Source organism: Clostridium thailandense (genome assembly GCF_019207025.1).
Classification (GTDB): Bacteria; Bacillota; Clostridia; order Clostridiales; family Clostridiaceae; genus Clostridium_AM; species Clostridium_AM thailandense.
Genome location: NZ_JAEEGC010000072.1, coordinates 37891 through 54412 on the forward strand (window position 1 = coordinate 37891; position 16522 = coordinate 54412).

At 31.0% G+C, this 16522-nt stretch carries 17 protein-coding genes; 5 read left to right on the forward strand and 12 right to left on the reverse strand.

The window, feature by feature from the left end:
• Nucleotides 1-41: 41 nt before the first annotated feature.
• The 8 genes from I6U48_RS15340 to I6U48_RS15375 form a co-directional block, all read right to left on the reverse strand.
• Nucleotides 42-758 (reverse strand): alanyl-tRNA editing protein, encoded by a 717-nt coding sequence (locus tag I6U48_RS15340; RefSeq protein ID WP_218321346.1) that lies wholly within the window; start codon nucleotides 756-758, stop codon nucleotides 42-44.
• 33 nt (nucleotides 759-791) lie between these two features.
• Nucleotides 792-1625, reverse strand: a complete 834-nt coding sequence (locus tag I6U48_RS15345; RefSeq protein WP_218321347.1) for a TrmB family transcriptional regulator — start codon at nucleotides 1623-1625, stop codon at nucleotides 792-794.
• A 329-nt stretch (nucleotides 1626-1954) separates the two neighbouring features.
• Nucleotides 1955-3430 carry a protein adenylyltransferase SelO gene (locus I6U48_RS15350; RefSeq protein ID WP_218321348.1) on the reverse strand — a complete coding sequence of 492 codons (1476 nt, stop codon included), beginning with the start codon at nucleotides 3428-3430 and terminating at the stop codon, nucleotides 1955-1957.
• Nucleotides 3431-3778: 348 nt separating this feature from the next.
• Nucleotides 3779-4612: a pentapeptide repeat-containing protein gene (locus tag I6U48_RS15355; protein WP_218321349.1), complete on the reverse strand. Its 834-nt coding sequence runs from the start codon at nucleotides 4610-4612 to the stop codon at nucleotides 3779-3781.
• A gap of 137 nt (nucleotides 4613-4749) precedes the next feature.
• Entirely contained in the window at nucleotides 4750-5382 is a 633-nt protein-coding gene (locus tag I6U48_RS15360; protein ID WP_218321350.1) for a DUF6198 family protein, read from the reverse strand.
• Between the two features lie 187 nt (nucleotides 5383-5569).
• Nucleotides 5570-6856, reverse strand: a complete 1287-nt coding sequence (locus I6U48_RS15365) for a L,D-transpeptidase family protein (RefSeq protein ID WP_246615378.1) — start codon at nucleotides 6854-6856, stop codon at nucleotides 5570-5572.
• Between the two features lie 261 nt (nucleotides 6857-7117).
• Complete coding sequence (locus tag I6U48_RS15370; RefSeq protein WP_218321351.1) at nucleotides 7118-8050, reverse strand: hypothetical protein; 933 nt, start codon at nucleotides 8048-8050, stop codon at nucleotides 7118-7120.
• Nucleotides 8051-8421: 371 nt separating this feature from the next.
• Nucleotides 8422-8877: a CBS domain-containing protein gene (locus tag I6U48_RS15375; RefSeq protein ID WP_218321352.1), complete on the reverse strand. Its 456-nt coding sequence runs from the start codon at nucleotides 8875-8877 to the stop codon at nucleotides 8422-8424.
• A 227-nt stretch (nucleotides 8878-9104) separates the two neighbouring features.
• Between I6U48_RS15375 and I6U48_RS15380 the strand changes: the two genes are divergently transcribed.
• Both I6U48_RS15380 and I6U48_RS15385 read left to right on the forward strand, forming a co-directional pair.
• Nucleotides 9105-9539 carry a MarR family winged helix-turn-helix transcriptional regulator gene (locus I6U48_RS15380; protein ID WP_218321353.1) on the forward strand — a complete coding sequence of 145 codons (435 nt, stop codon included), beginning with the start codon at nucleotides 9105-9107 and terminating at the stop codon, nucleotides 9537-9539.
• A gap of 133 nt (nucleotides 9540-9672) precedes the next feature.
• On the forward strand, nucleotides 9673-9999 hold the full coding sequence (locus I6U48_RS15385) for a hypothetical protein (protein ID WP_246615379.1): 327 nt from the start codon (nucleotides 9673-9675) through the stop codon (nucleotides 9997-9999).
• Between the two features lie 368 nt (nucleotides 10000-10367).
• Here I6U48_RS15385 and I6U48_RS15390 read toward each other — a convergent pair whose 3' ends face one another.
• Entirely contained in the window at nucleotides 10368-10637 is a 270-nt protein-coding gene (locus I6U48_RS15390) for a GNAT family N-acetyltransferase (protein WP_218321389.1), read from the reverse strand.
• Nucleotides 10638-10833: 196 nt separating this feature from the next.
• Between I6U48_RS15390 and I6U48_RS15395 the strand changes: the two genes are divergently transcribed.
• Entirely contained in the window at nucleotides 10834-11109 is a 276-nt protein-coding gene (locus I6U48_RS15395; protein ID WP_218321355.1) for a hypothetical protein, read from the forward strand.
• A gap of 269 nt (nucleotides 11110-11378) precedes the next feature.
• Here I6U48_RS15395 and I6U48_RS15400 read toward each other — a convergent pair whose 3' ends face one another.
• The 3 genes from I6U48_RS15400 to I6U48_RS15410 all read right to left on the reverse strand — a co-directional run bounded on the left by I6U48_RS15400 (nucleotide 11379) and on the right by I6U48_RS15410 (nucleotide 14013).
• The gene (locus I6U48_RS15400) at nucleotides 11379-11783 is read right to left on the reverse strand and encodes a hypothetical protein (RefSeq protein ID WP_218321356.1); all 405 of its coding nucleotides are present in this window, start codon (nucleotides 11781-11783) and stop codon (nucleotides 11379-11381) included.
• Nucleotides 11784-12194: 411 nt separating this feature from the next.
• Nucleotides 12195-13010 carry a methyl-accepting chemotaxis protein gene (locus tag I6U48_RS15405; protein ID WP_218321357.1) on the reverse strand — a complete coding sequence of 272 codons (816 nt, stop codon included), beginning with the start codon at nucleotides 13008-13010 and terminating at the stop codon, nucleotides 12195-12197.
• 100 nt (nucleotides 13011-13110) lie between these two features.
• Nucleotides 13111-14013: a DMT family transporter gene (locus I6U48_RS15410; protein WP_218321358.1), complete on the reverse strand. Its 903-nt coding sequence runs from the start codon at nucleotides 14011-14013 to the stop codon at nucleotides 13111-13113.
• Between the two features lie 180 nt (nucleotides 14014-14193).
• On the opposite strand from I6U48_RS15410, the gene I6U48_RS15415 reads away from it, so the two are divergent.
• On the forward strand, nucleotides 14194-15024 hold the full coding sequence (locus I6U48_RS15415) for an AraC family transcriptional regulator (RefSeq protein ID WP_218321359.1): 831 nt from the start codon (nucleotides 14194-14196) through the stop codon (nucleotides 15022-15024).
• A 77-nt stretch (nucleotides 15025-15101) separates the two neighbouring features.
• A complete protein-coding gene (locus I6U48_RS15420; RefSeq protein WP_218321360.1) occupies nucleotides 15102-16325 on the forward strand; it encodes a multidrug efflux MFS transporter in 1224 nt (407 codons plus the stop codon).
• Nucleotides 16326-16522: the final 197 nt, after the last annotated feature.

Sequence of the window (16522 nt, forward strand, 5' to 3'; positions counted from 1 at the left end):
TAAGTCTATCTTATGCATAGCTTGAATTAATTTTTTATAAACTATTCTTCCAATTCAACATATATTCTTTTATTGATTTTCCCCTTACTCTTATAGTCCACTATTTTTATTTTTCCAACTTCAGCAGTATTTTTCACATGAGTTCCTCCATCCGCCTGAAGGTCTAACCCATCAATCTCAACTGTTCTTATCTCTTTAATTCCTTCTGGCAAAAGATTTATTTTTGTTCTTATTAGGTCAGGAATTTGAAAAGCTTCTTCTCTCCCTAAAATATTTACCTTAATATTTCTTTTACATCCTACTTCTTTGTTAACCTTTTCCTCAATTTCCTGTACTAATTCCTTATCAAAGTTTTCAAACTCGAAATCCATTCTCCCTTTAAGACAATCCATATCTCCACCAGTCACTTGTGCTTTATAATCTCTCCACACAACACCACATAAAATATGCATGGCTGTATGAGTCCTCATTAATTTATATCTATGCTCCCAATCTATTTTTCCAACACAAGTCTCATTAACTGTAGGAAGTTTTCCATCAATATAATGATATACATCGTTTTCTTTTTTCTTAACTTTTTTAACAACATATGAATCTGTATTTGTTTCCAATACTCCTACATCACAGGGTTGACCACCTCCCCCTATATAAAATGCTGTTTTATCTAAAATAACAGCATTTTCAGTCTCATCTACGGCGGCAACTTTGCATTCAAATTCTTTTACGTAACTATCCTTTTGAAATATTAATTCAGTCATTTCTTATTCCTCCTTAAAATCTATGATAAAAATTTATTTAAAGCTATTAAACTCTTCATCTGTATACCCAAAGTATTCTTTCCTTGCATTATCCATAAAATTTTCATATTCTTGTCTTTCATTTTCTTCTAACTTATTAGAATACAGATTTACCATTAAATCATGTGAAATATAGTCCTCACTCATATCCACAAAGCCTGCATCTTTTATCCATGTTACTTTACTTTCCTCATTTCTTGATATAACACCATATAGCACGTGAATTCCATCAATCGTTACAGTCATATACCGTTCTTTTTTCTCTGAAAGATATCTTTCTATCCTTCTATGACTAACCAACTCCTCAAAAGAATTAATCCTGCCAAAATATATGCCTTTAACTACAACACCTCTGTCGATTGCATCTTTTAGAGCTCTCCTTATATCGTTTATTTCTTCCTCCCATATTGAAAGTGAAATTCTCTTTTTCGCATCTGAGATCAATAAATTCAAAAAATCAATGATACTTTCTCTTCCTTTAATTACAATGAGCTTACTGTCACTTTTTTCTTCTGAATAAATATTTTTAGTATATTCTTCAATGTTGCTTAGTTTATTATCAAAGCTTTTTTTTAATCTGTTTATAAGCAACTCAGGTTCAAGGGGATAATATAAAGTATTTTTTCCATCATTTTGTTCAAATACCAGTTGCTTATTTTTTAAGCTGTCTAATACTTCATATATTCTTGATCTTGGGATTCCCGATTCTTTACTTAAAATATATCCATTTACCGGATATTGCCCTAAAAGCTTTAAATATGCCTTTACTTCGTATTCACTTAATCCCAGTGATTTCATATCTTCAATAATTGATGCATTGCTATTCATCTATTTTCCTCCATAAAACTGCAATTTTATAAAAACAAACATTATATTTTATCTTAATACACGGATTCTTACTGCGTCACTTTTCCAATAATAATTATCCAAACTTCCAATACTCTTAATTTTTACTACGTAACTACTATAATAACTACTATAATAGTTCATATTAGTAGTTATTATAGTAGTTACTTCTAATTTTGTCAATACAATTAAATATTTTAGCAAAAACTTAAAATTTCAATATAAAAAGGGCTATAACTTAAGCCCTTTTTATATAACCGCTATTTCTAATTTTTATTCTGTATCAGTTAACCAGTCTAATACTTCTATAATTAAGTGCCACAAAAAGTCCTATAAGGACAAGCTGATGGCTCAGGCAGTGTGGCGTATTCCATCTGCTCTTGAGAATATGCATATGGATTGGAAATAACCTCAAGAAGTCTTTCCATGACACTGTAATCTCCACGTTTCACCGCAGCTTCCAGTGCTTCTTCTACTCGATGATTGCGAGGTATTACTGCCGGGTTACTGCTTTTCATTAACTTATGAGAAGAATCTTTTGATTCTTGCTGCCTACCAAGTCTTGCCTTCCACAACTTATACCACTGAATAAATTCCTCAGTATCAAACATTTCTATATCTGATACTTTATCAACGGTTAATGCCTGAAAGGTGTTAGTATAGTCCGCTCCATGCTTCTGCATAATATTTAAGAGATTTTCAATAAGTGATTCATCCTGAGATTCTTCATTAAAAATTCCTAATTTTGCTCTCATTCCCGCCAGCCAATTGTTATTATACAAATCGGCAAAATCTGAAATAGCATCCTCTGCCATTCTAACCGCTTGATCTTCATTATCATGTAGCAGCGGTAGCAAGGTTTCAGCGAATCTTGCCAGATTCCATGCAGCAATATTCGGTTGGTTTCCATAAGCATAGCGCCCATGAATGTCAATAGAACTGAACACTGTTGCAGGATCATAGGTATCCATAAAGGCGCAAGGACCATAATCAATTGTCTCTCCACTGACAGTCATATTGTCAGTATTCATAACGCCATGAATAAATCCAACCAGCTGCCATTTAGCAATTAGTTCAGCCTGACGCTTAATCACTTCCTTAAGTAATAGAAGGTACCGATCTTCATCAACTCCAATCCCTATATAATGTCTTTGCAATACATAGTCAGCAAGAGCCTGAAGTTCCTTCACTGTTCCCCACTGTGCGGCATATTCAAATGTGCCCACACGTATGTGACTGGCAGCTACACGAGTAAGAATTGCACCAGGCTGTTCCGTTTCACGAACTACCGTCTCACCAGTTTCTACCACAGCTAAGCTTTCAGTAGTAGGTATACCAAGCCCCTTCATGGCTTCACTGATGATATATTCGCGAAGCATCGGACCAAGTGACGCTCTGCCATCACCTCCACGAGAGTATGGCGTCCTACCTGAACCCTTAAGCTGAATATCAACTCGTTTACCCTTTGGAGTGATCTGTTCACCAAGCAGCAGAGCCCGGCCATCTCCAAGCATGGTAAAATGACCAAATTGGTGTCCTGCATAGGCTTGAGCAAGAGGCAAAGCACCATCTGGAAGCTGATTACCCGCAAAAACCGACACACCATCATTACTTTGCAGCGCCTGTACGTTCAATCCCAAGGATACTGCTAACTTATTATTTAAAATTACTAACCTCGGTTCTCGTATAGGATCTAAACTCTGTCTAGTAAAAAATTTTTTAGGTAAACGGGCATAACTGTTATCCAAATTCCATCCTGTATCTATTTTTACCTTTGTCTCTGTCATATTATCTCCTTTCCTACTTGTATTTTTTATTAGCCTTTTCAACAAAATAAGAATCGCAGTTACTTTATAATATTTTTAGTTATATAATTTATACATAATCGTAAATCAACCCTTTTTAGTGTCTGTTTCTCATAATTTATTATACCTTTTTCTATCATTAATTTTTTGTCCTAAATATAGTGCAAATAGAGCTAGCTTCAATATTGACTACAAAAGCCTGTGGTTGTAATATACTATTATAAATATTTAACTATTTGTGAAATTCAAAATATCTATAGAACATTACAAGTAGGAACTATAAATGTTAACTATTCAATAAAAGTCAGTCAAATATGCTAAAATAAAAAATTACTTTGTCCAATAAGTAGGTCTAACCAAAATTACAGGTAGTTTTGTATCTGAATCACCTTTAGCTGCGTTGATCTGAGCTTGAGTGAGAAATATGCTATTTGTGAGATTAGCTCCACTAAAATCAGCATCTCTCAAATCAGCTCCAATAAGGTCAGCTCCACTTAAATCGACTCCTCTTAAATTTGCTGCAATAAGACACGCTCCTCTCAAATCTGCACCTCTAAGGTTTATTTTCCTCAAGTCCGCACCAAAATAATCTAATCGCCTAGCTTTAGGGTTTCTATTTTTTCCACTACAGGCTTTAGAACGAACCATCTCACTGGTATCTTTAAGCAGTATATTAACTTTAGTTCGATGTGCTTCCACATCCACCGCTAATAAAGAATCAATATCAAGAAGAGTGAGACGTTCAGTATCATCTAATAATGAATTTACCTTATCCTTGATATCTTTATCTTTTTGCAGAGAGACTGCCTGAATAAGGTACCATATAATTTCATGAAGCTGCCTCATAATTAAGAACGCCTCAAACATTTGTTTAGTAGATTCAGGTGCTTTTCTCCAGTCATGTCCACCAAAAGTAACTTGAGCGACCTTTTGACCAGCACCAAAACAGTCATAAGCCGTACAACCTTTAAGCCCCTTATTCCTAAGATTTGTGTGAACAGAACAGGTGAAATCTGATTTTAAGTTTATACAAGGCTTACCAGCATCTTTATTCGTTGGAAAGCCTTCTGAAGCCGAAAAATACAATGCTACACAGCATAAACCAAAGCATTTTTTACAGTCAACTATCAATTCTCTATTAAGCTTATCTTTATTATATATCATATTCATTTACCTCATATTATAAAAATACAAATGATTTTTACTTTTAAACTATATCATGTCTAAATAATTTAGATAATTAGATTTACACATTTTATTGTACATAAATGATGGATTAAATAATTTTAGAGTTATTCTTACTAACTTGTAAGTGCAAGCATTTTCTGTTTAAATAATAGATTGAATGCAGCAATTGATCGACCCACACCAAGCATAGCTGCTAGAGTTCCTAGTCCGATTCCTATCACCTTTCCAGAAAACAACAAACCCATGGCTACAGTAATAAGAACGCAAGAAATATCTACAATATTTTTAGCAAAGCCAAAACCTTTGCTCATTCGCTCTCCTATCACCTGGGTAAAACCATCTGCAGCATTCGGAAGAAGATTCATTTCAACTGAAATAGCTGCTCCGATTCCTGTAAGTATTATTGCCGCTATAAGCAAAAGCAGCTTCACCATTAAGACATTACAGTTTATTGTTATCATATCATTAAAAATATTAATCACCCTGCTGAATATAATACTCATAGGAATCTGCAGCAAATCAAAAGTACGAAACTTTTTTCCGCGAAGCACCATTTGCCCGATTACACACAGTATATAAATGCATAAAGTTGCATTTCCTAGATTTATTTTAAAAATATTAGAAATACAATAAGGAATGGAAATTATTGGAGATACTCCTAGCCCAGTCTTTGTATTCAATATAATTCCTAATGCAAGTATCAGAAGTCCAATACAATACATTCCCCCCCGATAAAATTCTTTCATAGTATCTTCCTCGATTCTTGAATTTATATTATTTTTACAACTTTCATATCATATCTAAGTATATTTTTAATCTTAACACCACATTATTTCTTTGTCAAAAATGTTGTTTCTAAACACAATTCCCCAAAATCATATATCTTTTGCAATAGAATCTAATAAAGATATATCAATCTCATTTACCAAATATTTAATAATAACAAACAACTGGATTGCCCGCCTCAATATTGTCGAATATTAACTTTGCTAAATAGTATGGTGAATTTATACAGCCATGAGAACCATTTGTCTTATATATTTTCCCTCCAAACTCATCCCTCCAGCTAGCATCGTGGATTCCTATTCCTCTGTTAAATGGCATCCAGAAAGCAACAGCTGTGCTGTAATCTTGCCCTTTTAAAGTAGCATTTTTCTCTTTATATTTTAATTTATAAATACCTCCTGGCGTCAAATCATTACTACTTGCATTTCCTGTAACAATATCTCCGTGCACTATTAGTAATCCATTTTTATAAAGCCATAGATGTTGTTTTGTCATATCTATTTCTACATAAGTATTCCCAATATCATTCTTATCATGAGAAAAAGCAGTTTGAATATATGCAGGTTCTTTGGTTATAATTTTTCCTTCTCTAATTGCTTCATTTAAATTTTGTATTTCTCCAGTAGTATTAATCAACCATCCATAATCACCGCCACTAACATTTATTGCTTTTCCTGAAGTTGTAACAAAATTTCTTGTATCTCCGATTGTATTATAAGTATTAAATAGTAGGTTTAAATAATTTCTTTCTTTTTCTTTATCAATTATGACCTCAAAATCTTCGTTAACTTTAAGCCACTTATTTATTATAGAACCATCTATAAGTTCTTTACGATTTCCAAAAGTATAGGTAATCTTTGAAGATATATATTTATTAAGAATGTTTTTAATCTCAATAGTTCTTGGAGATTTTGAAGTATATTGTGGATTCACATAACAATTGACTGCCTCCAAATCTATTACAGCTTCCTTCTTAAGTACTGCCTTTGCTACATTATCATATAAAACATCTTTATTAATCTTGTTTCCACTTACTTCATCTATAATTACATAGCCTTTATCTGTATATTTAAAGCTGGGATTTTTAGGTTCAACTATATTTCTACTATCAAGACAAGAAAGCTTTTCCATACTTTCTTTCAGCATTTTCTCATTATAAATTAGCGCATCTGTCATTTTTAAATTTTCTGTATTGAAAAATGCTAAGATCCATTTTAAAGGCCTCTGTTTATCTTTAAAATTCTTATATTCCCCTCCTGAACTATGCTTTAAGGCAATATCAACCGCTGTAATTTGTTCGCTCTTACCACCACGCTCTTTTAGGTTCAACTTATATTCAAGAATCTCAGTTGACATTTTTTCTTTTACTTCATCTACGGTTTTACCTGAAATGTTAATATGATTAATTTCAGATCCAAAATAGAAATGATTCATAAAATATATTGATATTCCAAGATATATAATAAGTAATATACAAAGAGAACTTATAATACCTATAACAATTTTATTGTATTTAATTTTTTCTTTTTCCGTGATATCATCTCCTTGTACTCTCGTAATGTTTTAGATTATAATACTTCACAGTTATTTTTCGCAATTAAAGATGTTTAATACAAAAAAACTATCAGTTTTATTTTACAAAACTGATAGTTTTATCTTATTTATTTAAAAAATTATCTTTAATTTTGTGAAGTTCTATTTAGCGGCAGATGTTAAACTATTTATCATAGAATTCTCTTGATCCTGATTAATAGTTCCTGCAGTTACAAGTGTATCAAGTTTAGTTTTTATGAAGCTTGCAAAATTTTCTTTTCCAGCTTTAGCAGTTTTATCTTTATTAATAGTAAATAGATTTTGTATAGCGGTTTTTTGATCTTGAGTAATAGTTCCTGCAGTCACTAAGGAATCTAAGACATCAGTTTTTTTAGTAGTTTTTTCACTTTCGAAATAAGCCTTACGTTCAGCTTCAGTCATGTTTTTAACCTTATCCATTTCGGCTTTCATGTTAGTTTGTTCTTGTTTAATACCATCTAATACAGCAGTTTCTTGAGCTTGAGTAATAGTTCCTGCAGTTACTAGCGCATCGAGTTTAGTTTTTAATGAATTTTTAGCACCTTTGTTTTCTGTTTTAGTTCCTTCTTTTTTATGAGTAAATAAATTTTGTATAGCAGTTTCTTGATCTTGAGTAATAGTTCCCGCAGTTACAAGTGTATCAAGTTTAGTTTTTAATGAATCTTTAGCATCTTTGTTTTCTGTTTTAGTTGATGAAGTAAGAAGATTTATTAAAGCAGTCTCCTGATCCTGAGTAATAGTTCCTGCAGTCACAAGTGTATCAATCTTATTCTTTAATAAATTTTGAACATTTGTCTTCTTATCAGTTGAGGAAGGCATTAGAAGCTTTAATGCAGCAGTTTCTTGATCTTGAGTGATGGTTCCTGCAGTCACTAAAGCATCAAACTTAGTTTTTAAGAAATCATTGCCAGTTCCTTTTTTGAAATTCTTATTTGCATGGTATGCTGCCTTTGTTGTACCCTTAGAGAGTGGAGCTGCTTGTGCTGTAACAGTTCCTATACCTATTGATGCCACCATGGCTAAAGCTGCAATTACTTTAATATTTCTCTTTATCATTTTCTATAACCTCCAAAATTTAATTTAAATTTGATTTCATGTATATCCTACCAAGTTTATATGGCAATTTGGTGACAACTTTGTGTAAGTATTGTTAATACCATGTAAATATCCAATATGTTTACACAACACTATGATTAATCCAAAAATAAAACAAATGTCCAAAAGCTTTTTAAAATCGCTTACTTGTGATTATACCACTTATTCCAAATTGACTCATTAACCAGTAAAATTGGAATTCTGTCTTATTGTACTTTAATTTGTCGAATAAAAAAATTAAGCCCATACATTTTTCTGAATGTATGGGCCTGTAATAAATATAAATTATTGAATTTTCCAAGTAGCAATACTCTTAGTCTAATGAAATGCTATTAAAGTATTGATTCAAAAGAATGTCTTATAACATCTCCACGGCTAATGATTCCAACTAATATTCCATTATGCTCAACAGGTAATTTTTTTATATGCTTTTTTGCTAGAATAGAAGCGATATCTTCAATTTTAGCATCTTGTGAAACTTTAATAACTTTCTTTTGCGCGATATTAAGAACGCTTAGATCTAAAATTTTTTGCACTCTCTCCTCAAACTCTTCAGCGTCACCTTTTATAAAGGCAGTGTAGTAGAAAAAATCAACTACTAAATTCTCATGCTTTCCTATATATCGCATGATATCACCATCACTTATATAAGCGATAATTTTATTATTATCATTAACTACAGGCATACCACTGATACGATGTTCAATAAACTTTTTAATGACAACTCGTACAGTATCGCTTTCCCTCACTGTATATACTTGATTAATCATAATTTCATGAGCTTTCATAACCATCCTCCTATCATATATAGATTTTATAAAATAATAGTAAATAGGAAATTTGTTTTATAAATTATTCTTTAACAAGTTGTATAATACAACCATATAATTTCATTATACAACCTGTTGAGTTGTTGTCAATGATATTCTTAAGTAAAGCTCTTCTTGTAAATTCAAAAATAATTTATATTGTGTTAAAATATGCTTAGAAACAAGAATAAAGTGAGGTAAAAGATATGGATCAACGCTCTTTAGAAAATATAGAAATTGAATTATCAATTTTACTTAAAAATTTAACATTAATCTCAACCTATAAAAAATTTGGCAATCTTGATAGATCTGCCTATCTTTTATTATACAGCATAATCTCTTGTGAATCTACTGGAGTAAAATCTTTGGCAGAAGAATTACATTTAGATATCTCTACGATAAGTAGGCAAGTAAGAGTTTTAGAGGAAAAAGGCTACTTATACAGAATTCCTGATAAGTTAGACAGAAGATCGTACTTTCTCCAAGCAACGGATTTAGGATTAATTGAATTTAATGAGTGTAAACAGTTAAAGTTAACAAAATTAGAGGAGCTTCTAAAAAATTGGTCTACCGAAGAGTATCAAGTCTTCGGGGCACTTTTAAAAAAATATAATAGCTCCCTTGCTGATATTCTTAAATAACTTCAAATTATCAAAAACCTCTGAAATATCAGCCTAATTTCCAAAATATATATTGGCAGAGAAACAAGTACCCAGTATAATATAATCTATGAGTTACAAAATTTTAAACCTATACGAAGAGGAGATGTTAAAAATGGATGTTTTGAATTATTTCACTAACAGAGAAGATTGTGAAAATTTTTTAAATAATTTTAATTTTGAATATTTTATACCTTATTTCCATGATTGGGCTGATTATAATAGATATACTGTTAAGCTTAATGAAGAATGTACAAAGATAACATATTGCTCTTTAGATTCTGTTAAAGATGGATTAGTTAAAGATTCTTTTCCTTTTTTTGATGTTGAAAGACTCAAGATTAAAAATAAAGAAGGAATATTAGTAAATGCTTTTCAACTTGCTCAAGCAGGTGAGTCTCTAAGAAGATATGTAAAAGGAAAAAAATATTTATCAGAATAATATTAGTAAACTTACGTCTAACTAAAAATTCCAATTAGTGCAAAGTACCCATCAAAAGCGGAGGGTACTTTTTTAAATTTTCACTTCATAATTCTTATCATACTGTGTTTTTATATGAAACGTAATTATGTAATAAAAAAATAAGTACCAGCTGTTTTAGCAGTACTTATCCTTTTTAATATGTCTATAATCTATAATATAATAAGGGGGACTTATTATATTTCTTTATTTTATCTAAGGCTTAATGCCTTAGTACACTTATTATATATCCGAATTGTTACAGTAATGTGACAATTTTATTACTCTATTGTGTATTTTATCAACTTTTTGTAAAAATTATTCAAAATAATTATTTTTGGATTATCAACTTAAAGCTGTACCCAATATCTCTGAACTATTTCTCCATCTTCTATAACCTCATTTTCTAAAACTCCACCATTCTTTATAATTGTTTTAACAGAATCTAGATTTCTTTTATCGCAGGTAATTAAAACTTTATTAATTTCCAATTTTTTAGCTATAGGTAAAGCCATAGCTAACATTATTGATGCATATCCTTTCTTTCGTTCTGATGGCCGGATACCATATTCAATATGTCCACCAAAATTTAATAAGTAATCATTTAAGTAATGATTAATTCAAGTTTCAAATTCATCCCTCCATTATTTTTCACACAATTCTTCCTTATAAAAAATTCCTATAACCAAAAAAATGAACAGTAACTGTTATTTGTTCCTTACTTACTGTAACAGAATAATATGTTACCACCTATTAACTTAAATTCTACTATAGTGCTATAATAATATTATTAATTTAAAATAAGGAGCTGTTATCATGAACAATATAATTACCGAATTGGAATTACTCTATTCTGATGCAAAAAAAGACCCTTTGTTAAAAAAGAAGTTACTTGCAACCCGTTCCGCAGATGATCCTATGGATGCCTTTTGCAAAGTAGCTTGCGATGCTGGACATTCTATAACTGTTGGTGAGCTTTTCTCAGCTGGACAAGAATATAGTGACAACCAATGCAAAAGCACAAATGGTGGAAATCCTTACCCATACGACTCCTTTGAAGACACATACGAGACATTTCTAGCTTCTCTATGAACTGCATATGCATGTTAGAAAATAAACCTTTATTTCAATAATTTTTAAGGGCTGTTACATTTAGAAAAACACGACCGAAAGTAGAATTATGCTCAGAGAGAAGTCGCCAAGCTTCCAAAACCTCTCTGCGTATAATTTTATTTCCTAGCATAATTCTTTTTAAATGCACCAACCCCTTAGAAAATTCCTCATACTAATTTGGTAATACAGCGTTTGTTATTCCAAATTATACCACTATAAATAATAGTAGAATCCCATTATAAATAGCTTTATTTTATAGTTGTATCTTTATCTGAAAATAAGTAATAAATTTCAGAATACTCTTCTCTTGGATAATATTCATGTACTAAATTTAAAAAACCGTCAATGTCACCGACATGCATGTAATGTAATATTTGTTGTATTATTATAATCAATGTTAAATCATCAGAAGTTTTATTTGTATCTCTAATCCATTTCATTTCTTCACATCGCATAATCATAGATAATAACTCAGGTGGCTTTCCATCTACTATAGCTTGTACGCCTATTTTTAGATAGTCATAGATGACATCATTTGAACTATATTCTTCAAATTTATTTTTCACGCCAATAAAGCCACTTTGTGTGCATACAAGTAACAAATTTGCACAATTAAAAAATAACTTTTTTAACCTTTCTTCAAAATTAAACATAATATATCCCTCTTCACTTCATAATATCATCTGTATTGAAAATATCCCTATGCAATGTACATTCGCATTTATCTACTATTTCAATTTAATTAAAGGAAATTATATCATACTTATGTTCATATTTCCATTGCAATTATTTTTTCTAAATTGATAATGCCAGTGTTTTTTATAATAAATCCTCAAATATCCAATAAAGTATTTCTTAAATAATTATAATAAACAAGCCTGCCTTTTTGGTAAGCTTGTTTTAAAATTCTTAATATAAGCTCATAATAAACTATATTGTAACTTAATTTTCGACTATAATGTTATTTTTAGCACCTCCATTAATAGTGCCAACTCCGATGACAACAGGCATTTTAGACTTATAGCGATGCACATAGCTCTTACCTTCCTTTTTCTTGATTATTGCTAAATAATTTTAGATATCTCCTCCAAATTCATAGCTGAAGAAGTAAGTCCTTGAATTGCTGACGCTATTTCCTTAGTTGAAATAGATTGTTGTTCTCCAAGGATTGAAGTTTCATTAATTACTCTTAATATAGCTGATGACTTTTCCTGAATTCTATTCAAAATATCTTTAATGTCCTTAATTGAGTTTGAACTGTTATCCGCCATTTTACGAATCTCATTTGCTACAACAGTAAATCCCCTTCCGTGTTCTCCAGCTCGTGCTGCTTCTATAGCAGCATTAAGTCCTAATAAATTAGTATTTGATGATATTGAATTAATAAAATTCAATATTTCGTCTGTTCCTTTTATTTCATTTACTACATCTTGAACCTTATCTTTTAAGTTTACTAGATTCTCAGATAATGATATTGCTGAAGATGCTACTTCTTCGGAGGTTGCTGTTATTTCTTCAGATGTTGCTGCAATATTTTGAGAAACGTTTTGTAAGGTTTCCTGTGCTTTTAAAGTAGTACAAGTTGCTACGGCACCAACTAATTTATTATTTTCAAAAATAGGCATTGCAATTACTTTTATTGAAATTCCATAAAGTTCTTCTGGTAAATTTGTAGTCACCTTCTTACCTGTTCTAAGGCACTTAACAAGGGCCCCTGATTCCGAAACTTTAGAATTTATAGCAGTATTTAAATCAAACTTTTCTCCCTTGATATATTGTAAAATAATTCCATCAATATTAACTATCATTACCGCACAATCTAATGGGTTCAGTTTTTTTAATAATTCAGCTTGTGATTTTAGTATAGTTATTGTATCCATAAAATATTTCCCCTTCTGAGCATTTTTTAAAATTAAATGACTAATTTAATTATACTATCCTTTGTTTATATAAACAAAGTAAAAACTATAAAATTCAATTTCAAATCTTCTTTAGTTTTTCCAATATAATCGCCTCGTTTTGCAATACAAACACCGCTCCAATAATAAATGCTACACCTATAATTTGCGTGAGTACCATAGTCTCCCTAAGAACAAAAAAGGCTAAAATTAATGTTATTGGAAGTTCTGATGTCGCTATTATTGTTGATTTTTCAGAACCCACCAATGCAATACCCTTGTACAAAAAAATTACTGGCAAAATTCCCGAAACAACTGCAAGCTCAAAAACGTAAAACATTATCTGTGGACTTAATGTTATATTAGATCTAAAAAAGCCCGGATTAAGAATAAAAGATACTACAAACATGATAACTGAGGTATACATTGCCAAAACTTCTGATTTTACATCTTTCAACTTTAAATCAGCAAATACATTAAAAAAAGCATAACAAATACTGCATATAACTCCATACATAAGACCTATAGAAGATATTTGAGTAACATTTAAATTTAAGAAATTTATTACCATACTACTACCTACTACTGCAAGTATCAGTGCTAAATTATTTACCATTGTGATTTTACGTATACCTGTTATGACAAAAAATAATGTAACAAAAACTGGATGTGTAAAAATAAGCATTGATGCAATACCTGCGTTTATCTTTTCAAGAGCCAAGTAGAAAAATAATGTAGTTGCTGTACTGCCAAAAACTCCTTGGAGAATTACCCTTTTAAGTTGATTTCTACTGATTATAATTGATTTTTTATCCTTAATCCATAAATATATGAACATTATTATTGCACTTACCGCATTCTGCATAATCATAAGATCATAAACCTTCATCCCCGTATTAAAAGCACTTTTTCCTATTATGGCTATCAAAGCAAAGAAAAAAGCAGATGCTCCTACATATATGTAACCTAAACTCCTTTTTTTCAATTTCACCACTCCTTAGTAAGCCTATACATCTACAGCATATTCTACCAACATTTTATTCTAATCTATTTTAGCATGGGTACGTCTTTTTATGCAAATAGCTCAAAGTAATCTTGACATTATCAAATTATGTAAAATATACTATGCTTAATAATAAATTATAGTTATAAGATAGGAGAAAGTATGAATAAAAATAATCTCTATTTTCATATTCATTATTGTAATCATAGAGAAAGTTATGAAGACTGGAAATATAAGAAAAAAATTACTAGAAAAATAGAACATTATGAGCTCCTACTTGTAATAGGAGGCAAAGGTTATATATTCAATGAAAACAAGGATTACTTTGTAAAGCAAGGTATGCTTTTTTACTTTAGGCCTAATGTTTTGCACTGCATAGAACCAGATCTAAATGATCCACTTAAGTTTTTATCTGTTCATTTTAGTTTTGTACATGTAGATTTTTGTGATAACATGTGGAATTTAACTACTGAAGATAACTCATTTGAATTTCAACCAATGTATGAATTTAAAAATTATTATCCTATTCTTCACATTTTTAAAAAATTAGTTGAAACCTGGAGTTCAAAGCTGCCTGCCTACGAATTCCTTTGTAAAACAATATTGCAAGAGCTCTTATTTGAAATCTTTGATAACTTAAAAAGGCAAAACACAAATTACTCAACAACTCTTAAAGTAGAAAAGGTCATAAAATATTTAGGAGAAAATATAAATAAAACTATTACTTTAACTGAATTATCAGAGCTTATTTCTCTTTCACCTAGCTATCTTTCAAGAACGTTTAAAGATACTACTGGTTATTCAGTAATTGAATTCTTTAACAAGATGAAAATAGATAAGGCTGAGGAGCTTATTATTTTAGGGGATAAAAAAATAAAAGATATCTCCGAATCTCTAGGCTTTAAAGATGAATTTTACTTCAGTAGATTATTTAAAAAAGTTAAAGGAATGAGCCCAAAAGAATTTTACAGCAAAAATATCCATGGATATTAAAATACTACATGTAATCAAGCCCTCTTTAGCTTTATAATTAGGATATAATTGTTAAGTGCGAAAGAAGGTTGACAATATTGGAAATTTGGAAAAGAAATTTAATTGTTTGTTGGTTTGGCTCATTTATGACCCTTATAGGTATGAGTCAAATAGCACCAATAATGCCTCTTTATATAAGGCAACTTGGTGTTCATAACATCTTCCTTGTTGAAGAGATATCCGGAATTGCTTTTGGTATCACCTTTATAGTTTCAGGAATATTCTCACCAATTTGGGGATATGCAGCAGATAAGGTTGGACGAAAACCTATGCTTTTACGTGCAAGTATTGGAATGGCTATTGTAATTTCATGTATGGGTCTTGCACATAATGTATATCAGCTTATTGCTTTAAGAATACTTCAAGGAGTTATCACAGGCTACAGCACAGCTTGTACAACACTCATAGCAACCCAAACCGAAAAGAAAAACTCTGGTTGGGCATTAGGTATGTTATCTACAGCAACTATTGCTGGTTCATTACTGGGGCCCCTAATTGGCGGATACCTTGATGAACTCTTAGGCTTACAGTTCACATTTTTCCTAACTGGAGGACTTATGCTGCTTGTATTTTTTACAACCCTACTTTTCATAAAAGAAGATTTTGTTGCTTCCGATGAAAAAGTATTAAGTACAAAGGATATATGGAATCTATTACCTTATCCTAAGCTAACTCTTATTTTATTTGTTACTTCTTTTATGCTGCAGCTAGCTTATTATTCTATAGAGCCTATAATAACTGTGTATATAAGTCAGTTATCCCGTAGTTCCGCTCATATTGCTTTAATCTCCGGAATGGCCTTTTCTGCCTCTGGACTTGCCAGCATTATTGCAGCTCCAAACTTAGGGAAACTCTCTGACAAAATTGGGCCTCAAAAAGTTATGCTTGTGGCTCTTATTTCAGCGGGATTAATATTTATACTGCAAGTTTTTGTAAGGACTGCACAGCAGCTTATAGTATTACGTTTTCTATTAGGCTTTGCAACCGCAGGACTAGCTCCATCAATAAATACTTTAGTAAAAAAAATAACCCCAGAATCTATTACTGGAAGAATATTTGGCTTTAACATCGGCGCCTTTTATTTTGGAACCTTTTGTGGATCTTTGCTTGGTGGACAAATAGCTTCTCATTTAGGCATAAAGTATGTATTCTTTACTACAAGTGCATTGCTCCTTTTAAATGCTTTATTGGTTTATGAGAAAATAGTGAAAAAGTTAGATTCGAATAATAAATTTAGTTCATTAAAAGGAAGTACAGTTTAGATAATAGCTTTAAAAGGGGCTGGTCACACTTGCTAACCACATCAGCATTTAACTTATACGCAGGGAGATGTTGCCCAAACGTAAGACACATATAAAAATTTTTTTATTATTCTTAGCGAAGTATTTTAGAAAATCTTAGAGGCTTTTATATGTTTGAGGTACGAGTTTATAAGAGCTTCTTAGATTTTCAAAATACT